Genomic DNA, 16,196 nt, shown 5'->3' on the forward strand with positions numbered 1-16,196 from the left:
TCACTGGTGGTGATTTCGTCCGGGGCGAGGCGGTGCCGGCTGCGATGCCGTTACAACGGGATGTTGCCGTGGCGCCGGTCGGGGACGGCGGCGCGCTTGCTGCGCAGCGTGCGCAGGGCACGGGTGAGGTGCGCCCTGGTGGTGCTGGGCGCGATGACCGCGTCGACGTAGCCGCGCGCTGCGGCCGCGTACGGGTTGGCGGCGGTCGTCTCGTGCTCCTCCACCAGCCTCGTCCGCAGACGCGCCGCGGTTTCCTCTCCCTCGGCCGCCGCCGCTGCGAGTTCGCGGCGGTGGAGGATGCTCACCGCTCCCTCGGCGCCCATCACGGCGATCATGGCGGTGGGCCAGGCGAGGTTGACGTCGGCTCCCAGGTGCTTGGAGCCCATGACGGCGTATCCGCCGCCGTAGGCCTTGCGGACCACGACGGTGATCTTGGGCACGGTGGCTTCGGCGTAGGCATACAGCAGTTTGGCGCCGCGCCGGACGATGCCGTTCTGTTCCTGATGGGCGCCCGAGAGATAGCCCGGGACGTCGGCGAAGGTCAGCAGCGGGATTCCGAAGGCGTCGCAGAAGCGGACGAAGCGAGCGGCCTTCTCGGAGGCGTCGCTGTCGAGCACGCCGGCATGGTGCAGCGGCTGGTTGGCGACGATTGCGACGGACTGTCCCTCGACCCGGGCCAGGGCGCAGAGGATGTTAGGCGCGAACAGTTCGTGCACCTCGAGCAGTTCGCCGTCGTCTACGACCGTGCGCAGGATCTCACGCATGTCGTACACGGTGCCCGCCCGGTCGGGGACGATGAGGTCGAGGCGCCGGTCGTCGGGCGTGGTGTCGAGGGCGATCGGCGCGCAAGCGTACACGGGCGGACTCTCGCGATTGTTCGCCGGGAGGAACGAGAGAAGTACCCGGACGAGGTCGAGGGCGTCGTCCTCGTCCTCGGCAAGGAAATGGGCGTTGCCGTTCACGGAGTTGCTGGCACGGGCGCCACCGAGTTCCTCGGCCGTCGTCCGCTCCCCGGTCACGGCCTTGATGACATCCGGGCCGGTGACGAACATGTGCGAGGTGCCGTCGACCATGACGGTGAAGTCGGTGAGGGCCGGCGAATAGGCGGCGCCGCCCGCGCACGGACCCATGACCACGGAGATCTGCGGGATGACGCCCGAGGCCTGGACATTGCGACGGGCCAGCTCCGCGTACAGGGCGAGCGAGGCGACGCCCTCCTGGATACGAGCGCCGCCTGAGTCGTTGAGGCCGATGACGGGACACCCGGTCGCCAACGCCAGGTCCATCGTTCTGATGACCTTCTCCCCGCACGCCTCGCCCATGCTGCCGCCGTGGACGGTGGCGTCCTGCGCGAAGACGCACACCTGACGCCCGTCGACAGTGCCGGATCCGGTGACCACACCGTCACCGAGGGAGGTGTCACCGCTGTCACCACGGCTGCGTACCAGCGCGCCGGTCTCGACGAAGGACCCGTGATCCAGCAGCCGGTCAACGCGCTCGCGGGCCGTCAGCCGCCCCTTCGCGGCCTGCCGGGCGAGAGCCGCCGCGGAGCCACCTGCCAGGGCCCGCCGGTGCCGGGCGGCAAGGTCGTCGAGGCGCCCCGCCGTCGTGCGAGCGGCGGGCGCCGACGATTCCACGGTTTCCGCAATGAAGGTCACAGCCACCTCCTTCAGGGCTTGTGAGCATGGCAGTTGCACCAGGCGTGGTCTTCCCCTGCGGTCGCGAATGTGAAGTTATTGAGTGACCTACGGCACGAGTTCATAGACGGGCTACAAGCGAACGGCTCCTTGGCCTGGAACGGGACCGGTCCGGTACATCCGGGTCCGGCGGTCGAACCGGTACCAGGCCGGCGGCGGTGCAGCCGGCCGCGAGCGCGCCGTCGTCGGCCGCATCGACGAAGTGGCGGCCCTCCCCTGGCCGGCGGTGGTGTTGTCCACCCGGCTCATCGTGGTACTACGGCCGCCTCCGACGCCCGCCCGGCTCGCATCCGCTTCCCGGCGTGCACCCCGCTACAGGACGCGCAGCTTCCGGCGGCACCTGCCGTCGATCCGCGGTACGGCGCGGTCGTCGCGAAGATCGACGACGAGGGCCTGTGGCGGGTGACGTACGCGGAGGACGCCGACCTGCCGGTCGAGCGGGTCCTGGAGCGGGTGTCCGCCTTCTTCGGCACTTTCCCCGGCTCGAGGGAATTCGAGCTGGTGCACCACGCTCCCTACCGGCTGCACCAGCGGGCGGCGGAGCGTTTCCAGACCGGCCGGGTGCTGGTGGCCGGGACGCCGCGCACGCCACCAACCCGACCGGCGCTCTCGGCCTCACCTGCGGCCTGCTCGGCTTGTTCGTGCTGTACCCGGCACCGGCGGCCGTGGTCCGAGGCGAGGCTCCTTCCGATGTTCTCCGCCGCTGCGCGGAGGACCGCCGGCAGAGGTTCCTGAACATCGCCTCGCCCATGGCCGGCGAGTTCAAGCGGCTCGTCCACCACTCCACGGATCCGGAAAAGCTCGACTGCGACCTGGCTGGGGCACGCTCCCTCGCGGGTGACCCGGAGAAGGTGCGCGCCACCCAGCTCGGCATGGCACGGCTGCGCTCCCCGCAGCTCGTTCCGGTGAAGGCCTCATGAGCCGGGGCCTTCGCCGGGAGGGCGGCAGCCGCACCACGCGCTTCCCCGCGGGCAAGGCGTAGTCCGCCACCGCCGGCGCGCTATCTACACGCGTCAAATAAAAGGCCCGTTAAAGATCTCTCCCTTAAAAGGAGCGAAACGTTCAAGAAACAGTGCGGCGTGACTCTTCCGTGCAATCACCCGGCATCGCCCGGGCCGTCCCCAGTGCTGGGAAGAGGGAATGTCGTGACGGAGATCGTCGACAAGGAAGCACCGCCGGCGAGTACGGGCGGACGGACGTACAACAACTGGGCACAGAAGGACACGCTGGAGGACTACTCGCTGCGGTACGCGCCGAAATCCTTCCGCCGCTGGACCCCCTATGTGGTGGCCACCACGGCGCTCGGCGGCATCGCCTACCTCGCCGACTTCGCCATCGGCGGCTCGATCGCCGTCTCCAACGGCTTCTCCAGCGCCATGGTGGCGATCCTGGCCGCGGCGGTGGTCATCTTCCTGACCGGCATCCCGATCTCGTACTACTCGGCGAAGTACTCCATCGACATGGACCTGCTGACCCGGGGCGCGGGCTTCGGCTACCTCGGATCCACGCTCACCTCGGTCATCTACGCCAGCTTCACTTTCATCTTCTTCGCCCTCGAAGGCTCGATCATGGCGCAGGCCCTGGAGCTGGGACTGCACATCCCGCTCGCCGTCGGCTATCTGATCTGCTCTCTGATCATCCTGCCGCTGGTCATCTACGGCATGACGGCACTGTCGAAGATGCAGGTGTGGACGCAGCCGGTCTGGCTGGTGCTGATGGTCGCGCCGTTCGTGTCCATCGCCATCCAGGAACCGGACCGATTCTCACAGTTCACGCACTTCGCCGGCAACTCCCCCACCGGCTCAAGCATCAGCATGCTCGGCGTCGGCGCGGGCGCCGGCGTGGCCCTGTCACTGATCGCCCAGATCGGCGAGCAGGTCGACTATCTGCGCTTCATGCCCGACAAGACGCCCGACAACGCGAGGAAGTGGTGGGCTGCCGTGCTCTCCGCCGGCCCCGGCTGGGTGGTGCTCGGCGCGGCCAAGCAGATCGGCGGCGCCTTCCTCGCCTTCTACATCGCCGGCAGCGTGGGTCTGTCCAAGGCCAACGAGCCCATCCAGCAGTACGTCCACGGCTTCAAGACCTTCGCCGCTCCGGTCGCACTGGGTCTGGCCACGTTCTTCGTGATCCTCTCCCAGGTAAAGATCAACTCGACCAACGCGTACTCCGGTTCGCTGTCCTGGTCCAACTTCTTCTCCCGCCTCACCCACCGTCACCCCGGCCGGGTCGTCTACATCTTCCTCAACGTCGCCATCGCGCTGGCCCTGATGGAGGGCGGCGTCTTCGGCTTCCTCAACACCGTCCTCGGCTTCTACTCCAACGTGGCCATCGCCTGGATCGGCGCGGTCGTCGCCGACCTCGTCATCAACAAACCGCTCAAGCTCAGCCCCTCCTACGTCGAGTTCAAGCGCGCCCACCTCCACCACTTCAACCCGGTCGGCTTCGGCTCGATGCTCATCGCCTCCGCCGTCTCCATCGCGGCCTATTTCGATGCCTTCGGCGACTACGGCAAGGCGTACTCCCCCTTCATCGCCCTGCTCCTCGCGATGCTCCTCTCACCGCTGTTTGCGGCGCTCACCAAGGGCAAGTACTACATCGCCCGCGTGGACGATCTGGCTCAGCCGCTGCTCGGGGCGGACGGCCTGCCCTCGGCAGCACTGCTGACCTGCACCGTGTGCACGACCGACTTCGAACGGCCGGACGTGGCGGGCTGCCCCTTCCACGCCGGGGCGATCTGCTCGCTGTGCTGCAGCCTGGAGAAGGACTGCCACGACTCCTGCAAGAGCGGCCCCAGCACGGGACCGGTCGCCCTCGCCACTCCCACCCTGCGGTCCGCGGACTGACCACCATCACCTTCCCGTGTGCCGTTCGGCTCCGGCTCGCGTTCTGCGACGTGGGCCGGAGCCGAACGGCAGCGGCCGACCGCACGCCACAGCACGAGGACGGGTGGGAAGCGCCGCTGCCGAGAGGGGTGCACCGGCCGGCCGGACGGGTCGTAGGCGCAGCGAGTTGCTGGCACGGACCCGGGACGCCTTCCGCCGCACGGCGTACACCCGGCCGTGGCCGACGATGCCCTGAGCGAGAGCGGCACTGGCCGAGTCAGCCATGCGGCCGACCGCCGCCGTCTCTGCAAGGAAGATCCCATGTCCCAGAACACCGAACCCGAACCCGGGCCGGCGCCGGGGCCGGCAGAGCCTCGGATAGCGGGAACCGACCGGAGCGTGCGGCGGCAATCCCGGTAGCAACACCGGCCCTGCGCTCCGTGCCGACTCAACAGGCACCCCCGACGGCGCCGTCGCGAGCGCCGTGCACACGGCGACCACACCGACCCAGGCCACGGTGCGCACGATCGCACAGGGGCGAGCCGGGGTGATTGCGCCGGGCACCGCCCCGGTCAGGCTGTCAAGCCCGGCTGTCCGCCGGTAGGGGGAGAGGGCGGGCAGCCGAGCCGACCGCGCGTACTGACCAGCAGGATGAGGGCCGCCGCGGTGAAGCTGAGCAGAATGGCGTGCGCGGCCTTCCCCTGGGACAGGGACGGGAACATCGCCGACCACGCCAGGGAGATGAAGTTGTTGACGCTGGTGTGCAGCAGCATGGCCAACGGCAGGCTCTCGCCGGTACGGTTGAAGACCCACGTCATGACGAAACTGATCGCCATCGCGGTGGCGATGAACTCCACCGGCCCGATCCAGGACCCGCCCATCCAGTCGCCCCACTCGGTCAGAAACAACGGCAGGTGCCAGGCACCCCACAGCGGGCCGAGGATGAGGGTGCCGACCACAGGGCCGTGGCGTCGCTGGAGGCGGGGCATGGCGAACTCGCGCCAGCCGGGCTCCTCGGCCAGACCCGTGGTGATCACCTGCAGGACGAGCCCCGGCAGGTAGGCGGCCAGCACCGCGACCGGCGGCAGTACGGGGCCGCGCCCGGCCAGCGCGGACGAGGTCAGAATGAGCGCGACGGGCACCGACAGGAGGACTGCGGCGTACCAGCGCCAGCCGACCCGCAGCTTGGTCATCCGCCCGATCCAGACCCGCAGTCCGGCACGACCCTCAGAGCCTGCGGTGACCAGGAACGCCGACATGATCGGGCCGAGGTAGGCGCCGGGCAGAACACCCAGAAGCTCGTTCGTCCCGCCGGCCCCGGGGAAGGAGAAGCGCAGGACACCCAAGCCGTTCTCCGACAGGACGTACGGTGTCCAGGCCAGCCAACTCAGCAGGTAGGCCAGCGAGAAGAACCAGGTCAAGGGGCGGCGGCCGATACTGCCCCGGAGCCCGGCAGGGGCCTTCGGCACGCGCTCGGCGGGTTGGATGTCGCTGGTGACGGGTGTCTGGGTACTCACCGTGGTGTCCCTCCGGATGCGGATGACGTGACGTGCTCAGCACATCAGCGCCGCGTCCGCAGATCATTGCCGTGGGTGCCCCAGGCGGTGGTACAGCAGGCTGTACCGGAGCCGTCCGCCGCACCCGTCAGGCTCGGCGGCGGGCATCCTCCAGGTAGTGCAGGACGGCGGCGACGCGCCGGTCGACCTGGTCGGTGGGGGACAGGTCGAGCTTGGCGAAGATGCTGCGGATGTGTTTGTGGACGGCGCCCTCGGTGACGACGAGCCGTTCGGCGATGGCCGTGTTGCCCAACCCCTCGGCCATCAGGACGAGTACGTCCCGTTCGCGGGGGCTGAGCCGGTCCAGCCGGGTGTCCTGGCGGGACCGGGTGAAGAGCTGGGCGACGACTTCGGGGTCGATGGCGGTGCCGCCCGCCGCCACCCGGCCCAGCGCGTCGAGGAACTCCTCCACCCGGCCCACCCGTTCCTTGAGCAGATAGCCCAGGCCGCCCACACCGCCGGTGAGCAGTTCGGTGGCGAAGCTTTGCTCGACGTACGCGGAGAGGACCAGAACCGCCAGATCGGGCCGCCGGCGCCGGGCCTCGACCGCTGCGACGATCCCCTCGTCGGTATGGGTCGGCGGCATTCGTACATCGAGGATGGCGACGTCCGGCTCGTGCGCGTCGACGGCGTCCAGCGCCTCGTCGGGAGTACCGGCCGTGGCCACCACGTCGAGGGACTCGGCACGCAGCAGCAGGGCGAGCCCTTCGCGCAGCAACGGGTCGTCCTCGGCGATCACGATGCGCAGGTCATGAGCCACAGGGAAGTTCCACCTTCAGGGTTGTGGGGCCGCCGGGCGGGCTGACGAGGGTGAGTGTGCCGTCGTGGGCGGCGATCCGGCGGCGGATGCCGGCGAGTCCGGAGCCACGTTCGTCGTCGGCGCCGCCCTGTCCGTCGTCTTCGACGCACAGGTGGAGACGGCCGCCGCGGGCCTGGACGGTCACCGCGGCCCGCCCGGCGCCGCTGTGCTTGGCGATGTTGGTCAGGGCCTCGGCGACGACGAAGTAGGCGGTCGCCTCGACGGACGCGGCGCACCGCTGCGATACGTCCACGTCGACCCGACAGGGCACGGCGCACTCCGCGGCGAGCCCGGAGAGCGCACCGGCGAGCCCGCGGTCCTTGAGCACCGGAGGCAGGATGCTCCGCGAGACCGAGCGCAGTTCGGCCAGAGCCTGTTCGGCGGCGGACTGGGCGCGTTCGAGGAGTTCGTCGGCGCCGGCGGGATCGCGGGCCACCATGCGGCGGGCGGCACCGAGGAGGACGGTCACGCTGACCATCCGGTTCTGGGTGCCGTCGTGCAACGAGCGCTCTATGCGGCGCAGTTCGGTGGCGTGGGCGTCGAGGGCGGCCGCGCGGGTGCTGGTGAGTTCGGCGATACGCAGCGACAGGTCCACTTCCGGTCCGGCCGCGAGGAACCGGCGTCCCGGCCGGGCCTGCAGACGCGCCATGCCGGGGGTGAGGCCGAGGATGATGGCGATCCAGCCCGCACCGAGCAAGGTCACAGCGAGGGCGTCCGGCCAGGAGTGTGCGACGCCGACCCCCACGGATGTGGCCGTCGCGTTCGCGGGCGCCAACTTCCAGTACAGCGGAAAGGCACTGTCGCGTATGGCGAGGACGGGCAGGAGGACGCCGAGCAGTCCCAGCAGGAGTCCGAGGGTGGCGTGCCGGACCAGCCAGTGGAACTCCCGCTGGGTGGCCGGGTCGACGAGGGCGGGCCGTAGCCGTGTCGGCGAAGGCTGTGGGGAGACGACCTCGGGACCCCAGCGGCCCAGCCGCTCGCGTTCCCGTCCGGCCAGGCCGTGCAGTACGCGCAGCACGGCGGGGGCCACGAGCAGACCCACTCCGACCAGGCTCGCCACAGCGGTGGCGGCCAGCCAGAGCAGTACCAGGAGGGCCAGGACGGACGTACCGAGCCCGGAGGCGAGCTGCCCGATCGCCGCGCCCGCGGCCCTCGTGGCCTGCACGACGGTGGCTTTGAGGCCCGCGCTCCGATCACCGTCCGCGGCGTCCTGGTCGACGGCCACCTGCCCTCCCTTCGTCGCGAAGGACCCTATGCCGAGAGTCCGTTCGCTGTCAGCCTGGGTGCCGGGGAGTACAGCCTGCTGTACCCGCAACCGGGGGGCTGCGGGATCGGCGGCGAGGGGCCGTGTTCCGTAGCGTCGGTGCGGCAGCCGACATCGAGAGGAAGTCCCCATGCAGAACACCGATCCTCACCCTCTGACCAGTGCCGACACCGCCCCCGGCACCTCGTCGCCCGCCCTCTCCCGCGGGGACGTCTTCCGCGCTCTGCTCTGGATCACCGTCGTAATCAGTGCGCTTGCCAACATGGTGGCCTCCTTCGACGGCGCGGACACCTGGGTGCACCTGGTCTGCGGCGCGGTCACCGTCCTGTGCGCGGGCACCCTCGTCGTACGCAACCTGCGCGGCCGACGGGTCCTATGACGATCAAGTGCTTTCGGCAAACATCGGCCCGCGTTCCGCGTGATTCGGGGGTTCTAGAAGATCCGGCAGGGTGAAGCCGCAGGCGGCCACCACCACCTGGCTCTGACGTCGTGGACGCCCGCCTGCCGGGATGAGGACCGTGCTCCGGCAGTGATGGCGTTGCGCAAGCCTCACGCCTCCCGCACGGCGTCGCGTTGTACGTGAATGCCCTCGGGGAGGTCCTGGGCGAGGCCGGCGTGGGGGCCCAGGCGGAGGGTGGTCAGGTGGGGGAAGGCCGCCAGCCAGTCCAAGGAGCTGCTCGTGTCGTGGACGAAGAGGTAGAGATGAGTGAGACACGATCGGACCAGGCCTGACAAGAGCTCCTCCGACGGCAGGAGTTCGGTGACGCGGATCCTGGCGCGCCCGCCCAGGCGGCGCAGCTCCGCCATCTCCTCGGGGCTGGTGACCGTGAAGTAGAGGTCCTCGGGGTCGAGGTGGGCGATGACCTCGGCGGCGTAGCGTTCGGTGTCGAAGCGGGGCCAGGCGGCTGCCAGTTCGTTGCGGACGGCCAGGGAACGGCGGTCGCGCAAGCGGGCCAGGTAGTCGATGGCGGCATCGTCGCGGACGCCGCTCGCCGTGGCGGCGAGGAGGAGGGCCTTGCGGTCCGAGATCTTCTCCGGGTCCGGAAGCAGTTCGAGGGCGATCGGGCCGATCCAGCCCAGGGTGCGGGCGCTGGCGAGGTTGTCCGGCTGTGCGATGAAGCGGGTGCGCCGGCGCACCATCTCCCGGGTCTCGGGGCTCATCTCCGTGGCGTGTTCCAGGCAGGCGGAGGCCAGCAGCTTGCAGTACTTGGCCTGGGCCGCGGTCAGCCCGGGGCGTGTGGAGACCAAGTCCTGCATCATCTGTGCGCACTCGTCGGGCCGTGCCAGCGACACCGCCATCCGGATCACCTCGTCCCAGTCGCTGCGGTGCGCGTTGTTGACCAGGAAATGGAAGTCGTGCCGTTCCACCGCCTCCTTGGCGCTGAGGTAGTCCTGGAAGGTGCGGTGCACGAAGTCCACGGAGCCCGGTGTCGGCATCCGCAGCAGTCCGGTGCGGTGCAGCAGGTGCTCGAACAGCGCCTCCGCGCTGCCCTGGCTGCCCGCGCTGGGAATCGCCGGCAGGAACCGCTCCAGCGTGCCCACGGCGGTGGTCCTGTCCATCTCCGTGAGGTCGTTGAGCAGCATCCAGTGCGCCAGTTTCTGCAGCAGACGTTCCTTGGCCTCCCGGTCGATGACGATCCCGTCCGCGTCCACCTCTCGTTCCGGGTCGCGGCGCTCCAGGAGCATGGCGAGCGCCGCCTTGTAGAGGGCTTTGCGGCCGCGCGGCAGGATTCCGTTGCGGTCACGGTTGAGCGCGCAGATCAGGCTGCACATCAGCGGATTGGTGGCCAGCCCGCGTAATTCCCGTATCAGGCGTACGGAGTTGAGGAGGCGACGTTCGTACTCGGCCAGCCGTGCGGTGTCGGTGCCGGCCTCACCTGCCGCTGCGCGGTGCCAGGCGCGGATGAAGCGGGCGACCTGGTCGCGGTTCATGGGCGTGAGCGTGATTTCGGTGAACTCCTGGTCGGTGAGCCACTGTTCGCGCACCGCGGAGGGACGGGTGGTGACCACCCAGCGATTACCGGGGAACGTGCGCCGGAGCAGGTCGATCTGCTCACGGATCCGCTGCCGCCGTCCGGCGGGGGCCTCGTCGATTCCGTCCACCAGCAGCAGGGCCCGGCCCGAGCGCAGCACCCGCACCGCCCAGCCGTCCGGTTCCGAGCCCGCCATGGGGTGGTGGGAGGCCGACAGGAAGTCAGCGGGTGAGGGCATGTCCTGGTCGGAGAAGCGCCGCACCGGCAGCATGAACGGCACCAGACCGCGTAGCGGGCGCAGCGACTCGGGCAGCCGGTCGGCGGCCGTCTGCACGGTCAGCCACTGCATCAGCGTCGTCTTGCCGGATCCGGCGGTTCCGCGCACCAGGATGCGGGGCGCACCGCCGAGCGCGTGATCCACGGGAACGGTGGGCGGCGGGCCGGCGGCCGCACCGACGGCGGCCGGTCCGCCGGTGCTGCCGGTCGCGCTGTCGCCCAGCGCCTCGCCGGGCCGACGCTCGAAGGGCTCCTCGCCGGTCGGCTCCGCCCCCAGCGGCACATACGTGGCGTCCAGCGACCAGCTTCCCGGGGAGTTCACGAAGTCGACGCCGACGATCGTCACCTGCCCGTGCAGTGGGACGAGGCTCTCCACGTACGCGGTCTCGAACGCCAGGTCCGCCGCGTCGGGCGACGGCAGCTGCTCGAGCAGGCGCATCGCCTGCTCCAGGCGTCGGCTCTGTTCGACGGCGGTCCGGGCCAGGAACGTGGACCGCTGGGTGAAGAAGTGCAGAATGTGTACGCCGGCCGTCTCCACCAGCCGGTCGTGGAACCAGGTGGCGTCCGCCGACAGGTGCTGGCACGCGTCCGGCGTGCTCAGGCGCAGCCGGCGCACGAACCCTTCCGGGCCGAGCGCCACCGCCTGTACGTCGTCCATGTCGAGTCCGCCCAGCCCGGAGAGGGTCCTGGTCACGGCGTCCACCACGGCCGTGTACTCGTCATCCGGGAAACCCTCGCGCGGTCCTGTGGCGCGCCGTGCCCGGGACACCAGTTCTCCGGTGAGCCGGCGCAGGTCGTCCTCGACGAGATCGCGTTTCTCCCCGTGGAAGGAGACGAGGCCGGAGAGACGCACCTGCTCGTCCACCAGCCCGGCGCCGGGTCCGGCCTGTCTGATGAGCCGCTTCACCAGGGGCGTCACGAGGCTCGCCGAGATCCGTAATCCGATGCTTGAGGGATCCATCGTTCGAACCTAAAAGGTGTCCCTGCGGCGTTCAAGAGCGCCTCCTGCGGGCGCCAGGTGACCGACGGACCCGGATCGGGTGGGGCGGCGCTCACGGGAACACCCGGGCCGCACCGGCGGCGGGAGGCTGTGCGCACCGGGCACTCCGGCCGGTTCACCCGGGTTACGGATCAGGCCTCGAACGGACCGGACAGGGCGGTGCCCGCAATGGCCTGCACTGCCCGGTAGCCGGGTTCATCACAGAGCAGGCGGCAGGTCTGCTTCTCCACCGCCGCGATCTCTTCGCTGAGGAAAGCGATCAGCCGCGGCAGCGAGTCGACGCGCAGCCGGTAGGTGCCGTGCAGGCCGGCGCGGGCGAGCCACTCGGCACCGGCGCGGCCGAACAGATGGTGGACGGGCATCCGGATGCCCGCCTTGCCGCGACGGCGGACGGCGCGCCCACGGCCTCGAAGGGGAACTCAACGACATCGTCGACCTGCGGTTCGAGCTGTAGCCGGACAGGGCCGGAGACCGGGCAGGAAGCAGGTGAGCCGAGGCACGATAGGTGTCACCAAGGCAGCGTGTTGGCACAAGGACTGTCGGCCCCTGGCAACGGTCAGGCGGTGAGTGCCGTGCGCAGGGTGGTGGCCATCAGATCGATGGCTTCCTTCCCGGCCGGTACCGGGCCAGTGTGGGTGAAGTAGTGGTCGACACCCTCGAAGCAACGGTGGGTGACCGGAACGCCGGCAGCTTCCAGAGCCTTGGCGTACGCATCGCCCTCGTCGCGCAGGCGGTCGTTCTCCGCGGTGATGACCAGGGCGGGCGGCAGCCCGGCGAGGTCGTCGGCCAGTCCGGGCGACACCAGCGGATGGGCCAGGTCGGCGGGATCGGAGACGTAGGCGGCGGTGAAGATCCGCATGAGCTGAGGGGTGAGCAGGGGCTTGACGATGGGTGACTGCTTGGTGGCCGGGTCGGCGAGCTGGTCGAGCGGTGCCGAGTCGATGATCTGGAGGCGGGGCGTGAAGGTGCGGCGGTCCCGAGCGGTGCGGCAGACCGCGGCGGTCAGGTTGGCCCCGGCGCTGTGTCCGCCCACGGCGAGTCGCGAACCGTCCCAGTTGTTGGCGGTGCCGTTCTCGGCCACCCAGGCGGTGACGTCGTAGGCCTGGGTGACGGGTACGGGGTACGGCCGCTGCGGGGCGACGGCGTAGTCCACGTTGATCACCACACAGCCGGCCGTGGCGGCTATGTAGCGGCAGATGTGGTCGTCCTGCCGGGGGCGGGCGATCACGAACCCGCCGCCGTGGAAGTTGACGTACACGGGGGCAGGGGGTGCGGCGGCGGCCGACGGGCGGTAGACGGTGCACGTCACCAGTCCGGCGCCGGTCTCCACCCGGATGGATTCCGCGCGCTTCGGGATGTCGGTGAAGCGCAGATCCTTGTGCACGCGGCTCATCATTCGGCCGAGCAGCAGCTGAACCCCTCTGGCCTGGATTGTGGCCTTGAATGACATGACTGGACCCCATCGCTACAAACTTAAAGTATCAGGATTCCTGATAATGGAGGCTCGTCGCCGATCACGCAAGGGGCAACCGCGAGCCGACTGCCGAAGGAGGGGGTGGACGCTCCAGCCGTAGCGCCCCGCCTGTTCGTCCAGACCCCGTGTGGGCTCCCAGCCCAGCTGGCCGCGTCCGCCGGAGGCAGCCAGGGCCGCAGCGGCCTGAGCCCCGGACGGATCCGCTCTCCTGGTGAGCAGCAGAACGATGCCCACCACGGCGGCCACCGCACCAGCGCGCAGCACGGCCGTCAGGTCGGCTGGCCGGAAGGACGGGGTGAGGCGGCGTTGTGGCGCCAACGAGGCATTCGGCTTCTGTTGTCACAGATGCTCATTCGGCGGCCTTGCTGTCACCAGTACCGAAGACCGAGAGTCCGTCCAGCTTCCCGGCCTGGTCGCCGCCCTAGCTCATCCGGCTTCACCGATGACAGTACTGGGCTTCGGCTCAGCAGGAACGGGCACGGGAGGAAGAGCTGTGACCGCAGGGGCGTTACGGAGCGTGCCGCTGACCGGGGAGCCGACCGCGTCACCGATCAACCGGGCCGCAGCCCCCTGCGGTGCACCTGCGCACCACCGGTCCGCGAACCCTCGGTCCGCCTCCGCGAAACCAACGCACTGCCCAGTCCAACTGAGCAACAGCAGGTACAGGCAAGATCATTAAGCGGGCGCCACGGCTGCACCACCGTGAGGCCGCTTCCCTCCGGTACCGCACCCGGTACCGGAGGCGGTACTGTTCGGTCATGCCTGCACTCAACGTGGAATTCACCGATGACGAGATGGCGCGGCTGCGCGCGAGGGCGGCGCTGACCGGCCGGAGCCTGAAGCAGCACGTGCACGATGTCACGGTCGACGAAGCCGACCGGATCACGTTCGTGGACGGGGCGGTCGCGGAGGCCGAACGGGTGCTGCCCGGCGTCGAAGCCCGCTTCCCCGCCGGGCAGCGGTGAGCCCGATCATCCGCGTCGACGTCGGCTGGGTCCTGCAGATCCAGTCGGCGATCTCCCCCCTGAACGTGCCCATCACGGACTGGGGAGCCCTCGGCTTCATGGCCAGCCGGCACCAGTTCGAGCGAGAGCGCGGCGTCCTGTACTACGAGGAGACCGCTTCCCGGGCCGCGACCTTCCTGCACACCGCGCTGCTGCTGCGCCCCTTCGCCGACTACAACCTGGTCATCGGCTGGGCCTGCGCCAGCCAGTACATGCACGTCTCTGGCGAGCCCCTCCAGGCCAAGGACGACGATCTGTTCGAACTCGCTCAGTCGATCCGCGCGCTGGACTCCGACCTGCGTGCCGTCGCGCAGCGCCTGGAGTCGTGGCGCGCCGTGTGACACACCCGCAGATCTCAGACCTGCGCATCGGGTCCAGGAACCTCCATACGCCGTGGCCCGACTGCGCGTTCCTCGACCGCGAGGACGACCCCGCGCCAAGCCGGACGTGGTCCTGGCGGCCAACACACTTGTCTTTTGGGCCTACTCCTCCCGCGGGCCCCGTTGCGCGGCCTGTTCGCGGTAGTACGTGCGCCAGATCAGCCGGTGCACCCGGGTCCAGCGCGGTATCGAGCGCACGCCGGGGATGAAGGGGACCAACAGCAGGACCAGGCTGAGCAGGGCCATCAGACCCCAGATCAGGGCGTCGGCGTTGCCGGAGGACTTGAAGGGGTCGATCTGGTACCAGAAGGTGTACAGCCACAGCCACGCCTGGCCCGGGTAGTTCCCGGTCTCGTTCATCATCCCCCACTGGTCACCGCCGAGATGGTCGGCGCGGGCGAGGGACTCGAGATAGGAACCGTCGGAGAGGAAGAGCAGCGGGCGGGTGTAGTCGGTCCCGTAGAACTTGCCCTCCGCCTGGAGCTGACCGTCCAGCGCGCCACCGCGCGCCAGCTGGAGAAGGCGCGAGACGAGGACAGGGGCGGGGCCGTAGTCGCCCTGGCCCGGGGTGCCGCCGTTGGCCTTGGCCAGAGCGTCGGAGTAGGCCGAGGTCCATGCCGCGTGCCGGGCCGCCGAAGCTCCGTCCCAGGCGGCGAGGGCCGCGCCGACCGCGGGCGGCTCCGGGGCGTTGCGCAGCGGCCGCAGCACGAAGTCGTTGGCCGTGTCCACCGGGATACGGACCCCCGCGGCGCTCTGCAGCCCGACCGGGCCCAGCTTCTGCGCCGCGCCCGGCGTGTGGTTGTACGGCGCCCCGTACTCGGCGGTGCTGCTGGTGCCGCCGAGCTCGGACACCGCCGTCGCCCTGAAGTCGGCGCCGTCCGCCCTCGACCAGGAGGCCAGAGTCACCGGCTTGACGTCGGGCGACGAGAAGACGGCGGCCAGGCCCACGGTGAGCAGCGCGACCACGACCAGCGCGATCGTGAACTCCTTGACCAGGTCGTACGGCCTCGTCGGGAAGGCGCCCGAGTCGGGCACGGCGGCGGCCTTGCGCGTACGTCTCTTCATCGCGCCGCCTCCTGAGCAGTGCCGTCCTCGGCAGGATCGGTGGCGTCGATCGGCGGCACGATCCCGCGCAGGCGGACCAGCAGAAGGTGCCAGAAGGTCAGCAGGACCAGGACGAGCGGCAGCAGGACGATGTGCCACATCAGCATCTGGCCGAAGTCGAGCACATTGAAGAAGGCGCCGATGCCGACCGAGTTGAGGCCGTCCTTCGCCTGCCCCGCGATCCACTGGGAGTCGAAGTTCTGCTGGACCAGATAGCCGGTGAAGGCCGTACCGATCGAGGCGAAGAAGCACACCGCGCCGATGATCCAGGTCAGCGCCCTGCGACCGCGCCAGGCGGCCATGAAGAACTTGCCCCACAGATGGATGACCATGAAGGCCATGAACAGCTCGACGCTCCACAGGTGCAGGCTGTTCACGTACTTGCCGGTCCCCGAGACATGCCACCAGGCGGGCCCCTCCAGGGCCAGCACCCCGCCGGTGACCAGGACGACGATCAGCGCGGCAAGGGTGAGCACACCGAAGACGTAGATCCATGACGCCATGTACGCGGGCTGCGCGTCCGGCAGCAGCTTCTCCGGGGGCAATGCCCGCACCGACCTGCGCCGTACCGCTCCGGTCCACCCTCCGCCGGTCTCCGGCACCCCGCTCATCGCCGGTTCCGCCCTCGCGGGAAGGGCAGGAGCAGTGCCGCCACGAAGACGACCAGCATCACCCCGACGACCACGAGATTGGCCACGGACACCTGTATGACGCCCCAGTGCACGTAGTGCCCGGTCCCGTTGAGATCGATGGGCGCGCCGAGGAGACCCCCACCGGAAGACGAATGCACTGTCATGAGCCGAGTCCCCTCACCATTGGGGGTGGAACGCCTCGTAAAACACTCACC

General features: G+C 69.8%; 15 protein-coding genes. 5 read left to right on the forward strand and 10 right to left on the reverse strand.

What is annotated here, in order from left to right:
- Positions 1 to 50 precede the first annotated feature (50 nt).
- Positions 51 to 1,658, reverse strand: a complete 1,608-nt coding sequence (locus tag ACJ9NR_RS00415; RefSeq protein ID WP_412490420.1) for an acyl-CoA carboxylase subunit beta — start codon at positions 1,656 to 1,658, stop codon at positions 51 to 53.
- A 788-nt stretch (positions 1,659 to 2,446) separates the two neighbouring features.
- Here ACJ9NR_RS00415 and ACJ9NR_RS00420 point away from each other — a divergent pair.
- Both ACJ9NR_RS00420 and ACJ9NR_RS00425 read left to right on the forward strand, forming a co-directional pair.
- A complete protein-coding gene (locus ACJ9NR_RS00420; RefSeq protein ID WP_412490419.1) occupies positions 2,447 to 2,617 on the forward strand; it encodes a hypothetical protein in 171 nt (56 codons plus the stop codon).
- Positions 2,618 to 2,842: 225 nt separating this feature from the next.
- Positions 2,843 to 4,540: a purine-cytosine permease family protein gene (locus tag ACJ9NR_RS00425; RefSeq protein ID WP_412490418.1), complete on the forward strand. Its 1,698-nt coding sequence runs from the start codon at positions 2,843 to 2,845 to the stop codon at positions 4,538 to 4,540.
- Between the two features lie 551 nt (positions 4,541 to 5,091).
- On the opposite strand, the gene ACJ9NR_RS00430 is transcribed toward ACJ9NR_RS00425, so the two are convergent.
- The 3 genes from ACJ9NR_RS00430 to ACJ9NR_RS00440 form a co-directional block, all read right to left on the reverse strand.
- Positions 5,092 to 6,036, reverse strand: a complete 945-nt coding sequence (locus tag ACJ9NR_RS00430) for a CPBP family intramembrane glutamic endopeptidase (protein ID WP_412490417.1) — start codon at positions 6,034 to 6,036, stop codon at positions 5,092 to 5,094.
- A 127-nt stretch (positions 6,037 to 6,163) separates the two neighbouring features.
- Positions 6,164 to 6,823, reverse strand: coding sequence for a response regulator transcription factor (locus ACJ9NR_RS00435; RefSeq protein ID WP_412490546.1), 660 nt, complete (start codon positions 6,821 to 6,823; stop codon positions 6,164 to 6,166).
- A 1-nt stretch (position 6,824) separates the two neighbouring features.
- Positions 6,825 to 8,099: a sensor histidine kinase gene (locus tag ACJ9NR_RS00440; protein WP_412490416.1), complete on the reverse strand. Its 1,275-nt coding sequence runs from the start codon at positions 8,097 to 8,099 to the stop codon at positions 6,825 to 6,827.
- A 169-nt stretch (positions 8,100 to 8,268) separates the two neighbouring features.
- Here ACJ9NR_RS00440 and ACJ9NR_RS00445 point away from each other — a divergent pair, with 169 nt between their 5' ends.
- A complete protein-coding gene (locus ACJ9NR_RS00445; RefSeq protein WP_412490415.1) occupies positions 8,269 to 8,517 on the forward strand; it encodes a hypothetical protein in 249 nt (82 codons plus the stop codon).
- A gap of 170 nt (positions 8,518 to 8,687) precedes the next feature.
- Here ACJ9NR_RS00445 and ACJ9NR_RS00450 read toward each other — a convergent pair whose 3' ends face one another.
- From ACJ9NR_RS00450 to ACJ9NR_RS00460, 3 genes are all read right to left on the reverse strand, one after another.
- Complete coding sequence (locus ACJ9NR_RS00450) at positions 8,688 to 11,348, reverse strand: NACHT domain-containing protein (protein WP_412490414.1); 2,661 nt, start codon at positions 11,346 to 11,348, stop codon at positions 8,688 to 8,690.
- A gap of 170 nt (positions 11,349 to 11,518) precedes the next feature.
- Positions 11,519 to 11,749, reverse strand: a complete 231-nt coding sequence (locus ACJ9NR_RS00455; protein ID WP_412490413.1) for a hypothetical protein — start codon at positions 11,747 to 11,749, stop codon at positions 11,519 to 11,521.
- Positions 11,750 to 11,943: 194 nt separating this feature from the next.
- Positions 11,944 to 12,780, reverse strand: a complete 837-nt coding sequence (locus ACJ9NR_RS00460; protein ID WP_412490545.1) for an alpha/beta hydrolase — start codon at positions 12,778 to 12,780, stop codon at positions 11,944 to 11,946.
- An 839-nt stretch (positions 12,781 to 13,619) separates the two neighbouring features.
- On the opposite strand from ACJ9NR_RS00460, the gene ACJ9NR_RS00465 reads away from it, so the two are divergent.
- Positions 13,620 to 13,826, forward strand: a complete 207-nt coding sequence (locus tag ACJ9NR_RS00465; protein ID WP_412490412.1) for a hypothetical protein — start codon at positions 13,620 to 13,622, stop codon at positions 13,824 to 13,826.
- A complete protein-coding gene (locus tag ACJ9NR_RS00470; protein WP_412490411.1) occupies positions 13,823 to 14,206 on the forward strand; it encodes a hypothetical protein in 384 nt (127 codons plus the stop codon). The genes ACJ9NR_RS00465 and ACJ9NR_RS00470 overlap by 4 nt, the downstream gene beginning before the upstream one ends.
- Before the next feature lie 141 nt (positions 14,207 to 14,347).
- Here the strand turns inward: ACJ9NR_RS00470 and ACJ9NR_RS00475 are convergent, their stop codons facing one another.
- From ACJ9NR_RS00475 to ACJ9NR_RS00485, 3 genes are read right to left on the reverse strand one after another with little or no spacing between them, the layout of a single operon-like run.
- Positions 14,348 to 15,310, reverse strand: coding sequence for a hypothetical protein (locus ACJ9NR_RS00475; protein WP_412490410.1), 963 nt, complete (start codon positions 15,308 to 15,310; stop codon positions 14,348 to 14,350).
- On the reverse strand, positions 15,307 to 15,960 hold the full coding sequence (locus tag ACJ9NR_RS00480; RefSeq protein WP_412490409.1) for a cytochrome b N-terminal domain-containing protein: 654 nt from the start codon (positions 15,958 to 15,960) through the stop codon (positions 15,307 to 15,309). The genes ACJ9NR_RS00475 and ACJ9NR_RS00480 overlap by 4 nt, the downstream gene beginning before the upstream one ends.
- Entirely contained in the window at positions 15,957 to 16,145 is a 189-nt protein-coding gene (locus ACJ9NR_RS00485; RefSeq protein ID WP_412490408.1) for a hypothetical protein, read from the reverse strand. The genes ACJ9NR_RS00480 and ACJ9NR_RS00485 overlap by 4 nt, the downstream gene beginning before the upstream one ends.
- Positions 16,146 to 16,196 lie beyond the last annotated feature (51 nt).

Origin of the sequence: Streptomyces sediminimaris, from assembly GCF_047049295.1 — a bacterium.
Taxonomy (GTDB): Bacteria; Actinomycetota; Actinomycetes; order Streptomycetales; family Streptomycetaceae; genus Streptomyces; species Streptomyces sediminimaris.

Bases quoted from the DNA above. Each gene is read 5' to 3' on its own strand.
- ACJ9NR_RS00475 (WP_412490410.1), bottom strand. From the start codon at position 15,310: ATGAAGAGACGTACGCGCAAGGCCGCCGCCGTGCCCGACTCGGGCGCC.
- ACJ9NR_RS00460 (WP_412490545.1), bottom strand. From the start codon at position 12,780: ATGAGCCGCGTGCACAAGGATCTGCGCTTCACCGACATCCCGAAGCGC.
- ACJ9NR_RS00420 (WP_412490419.1), top strand. From the start codon at position 2,447: ATGGCCGGCGAGTTCAAGCGGCTCGTCCACCACTCCACGGATCCGGAA.
- ACJ9NR_RS00465 (WP_412490412.1), top strand. From the start codon at position 13,620: ATGCCTGCACTCAACGTGGAATTCACCGATGACGAGATGGCGCGGCTG.
- ACJ9NR_RS00480 (WP_412490409.1), bottom strand. From the start codon at position 15,960: ATGAGCGGGGTGCCGGAGACCGGCGGAGGGTGGACCGGAGCGGTACGG.
- ACJ9NR_RS00455 (WP_412490413.1), bottom strand. From the start codon at position 11,749: ATGCCCGTCCACCATCTGTTCGGCCGCGCCGGTGCCGAGTGGCTCGCC.
- ACJ9NR_RS00485 (WP_412490408.1), bottom strand. From the start codon at position 16,145: ATGACAGTGCATTCGTCTTCCGGTGGGGGTCTCCTCGGCGCGCCCATC.
- ACJ9NR_RS00445 (WP_412490415.1), top strand. From the start codon at position 8,269: ATGCAGAACACCGATCCTCACCCTCTGACCAGTGCCGACACCGCCCCC.
- ACJ9NR_RS00450 (WP_412490414.1), bottom strand. From the start codon at position 11,348: ATGGATCCCTCAAGCATCGGATTACGGATCTCGGCGAGCCTCGTGACG.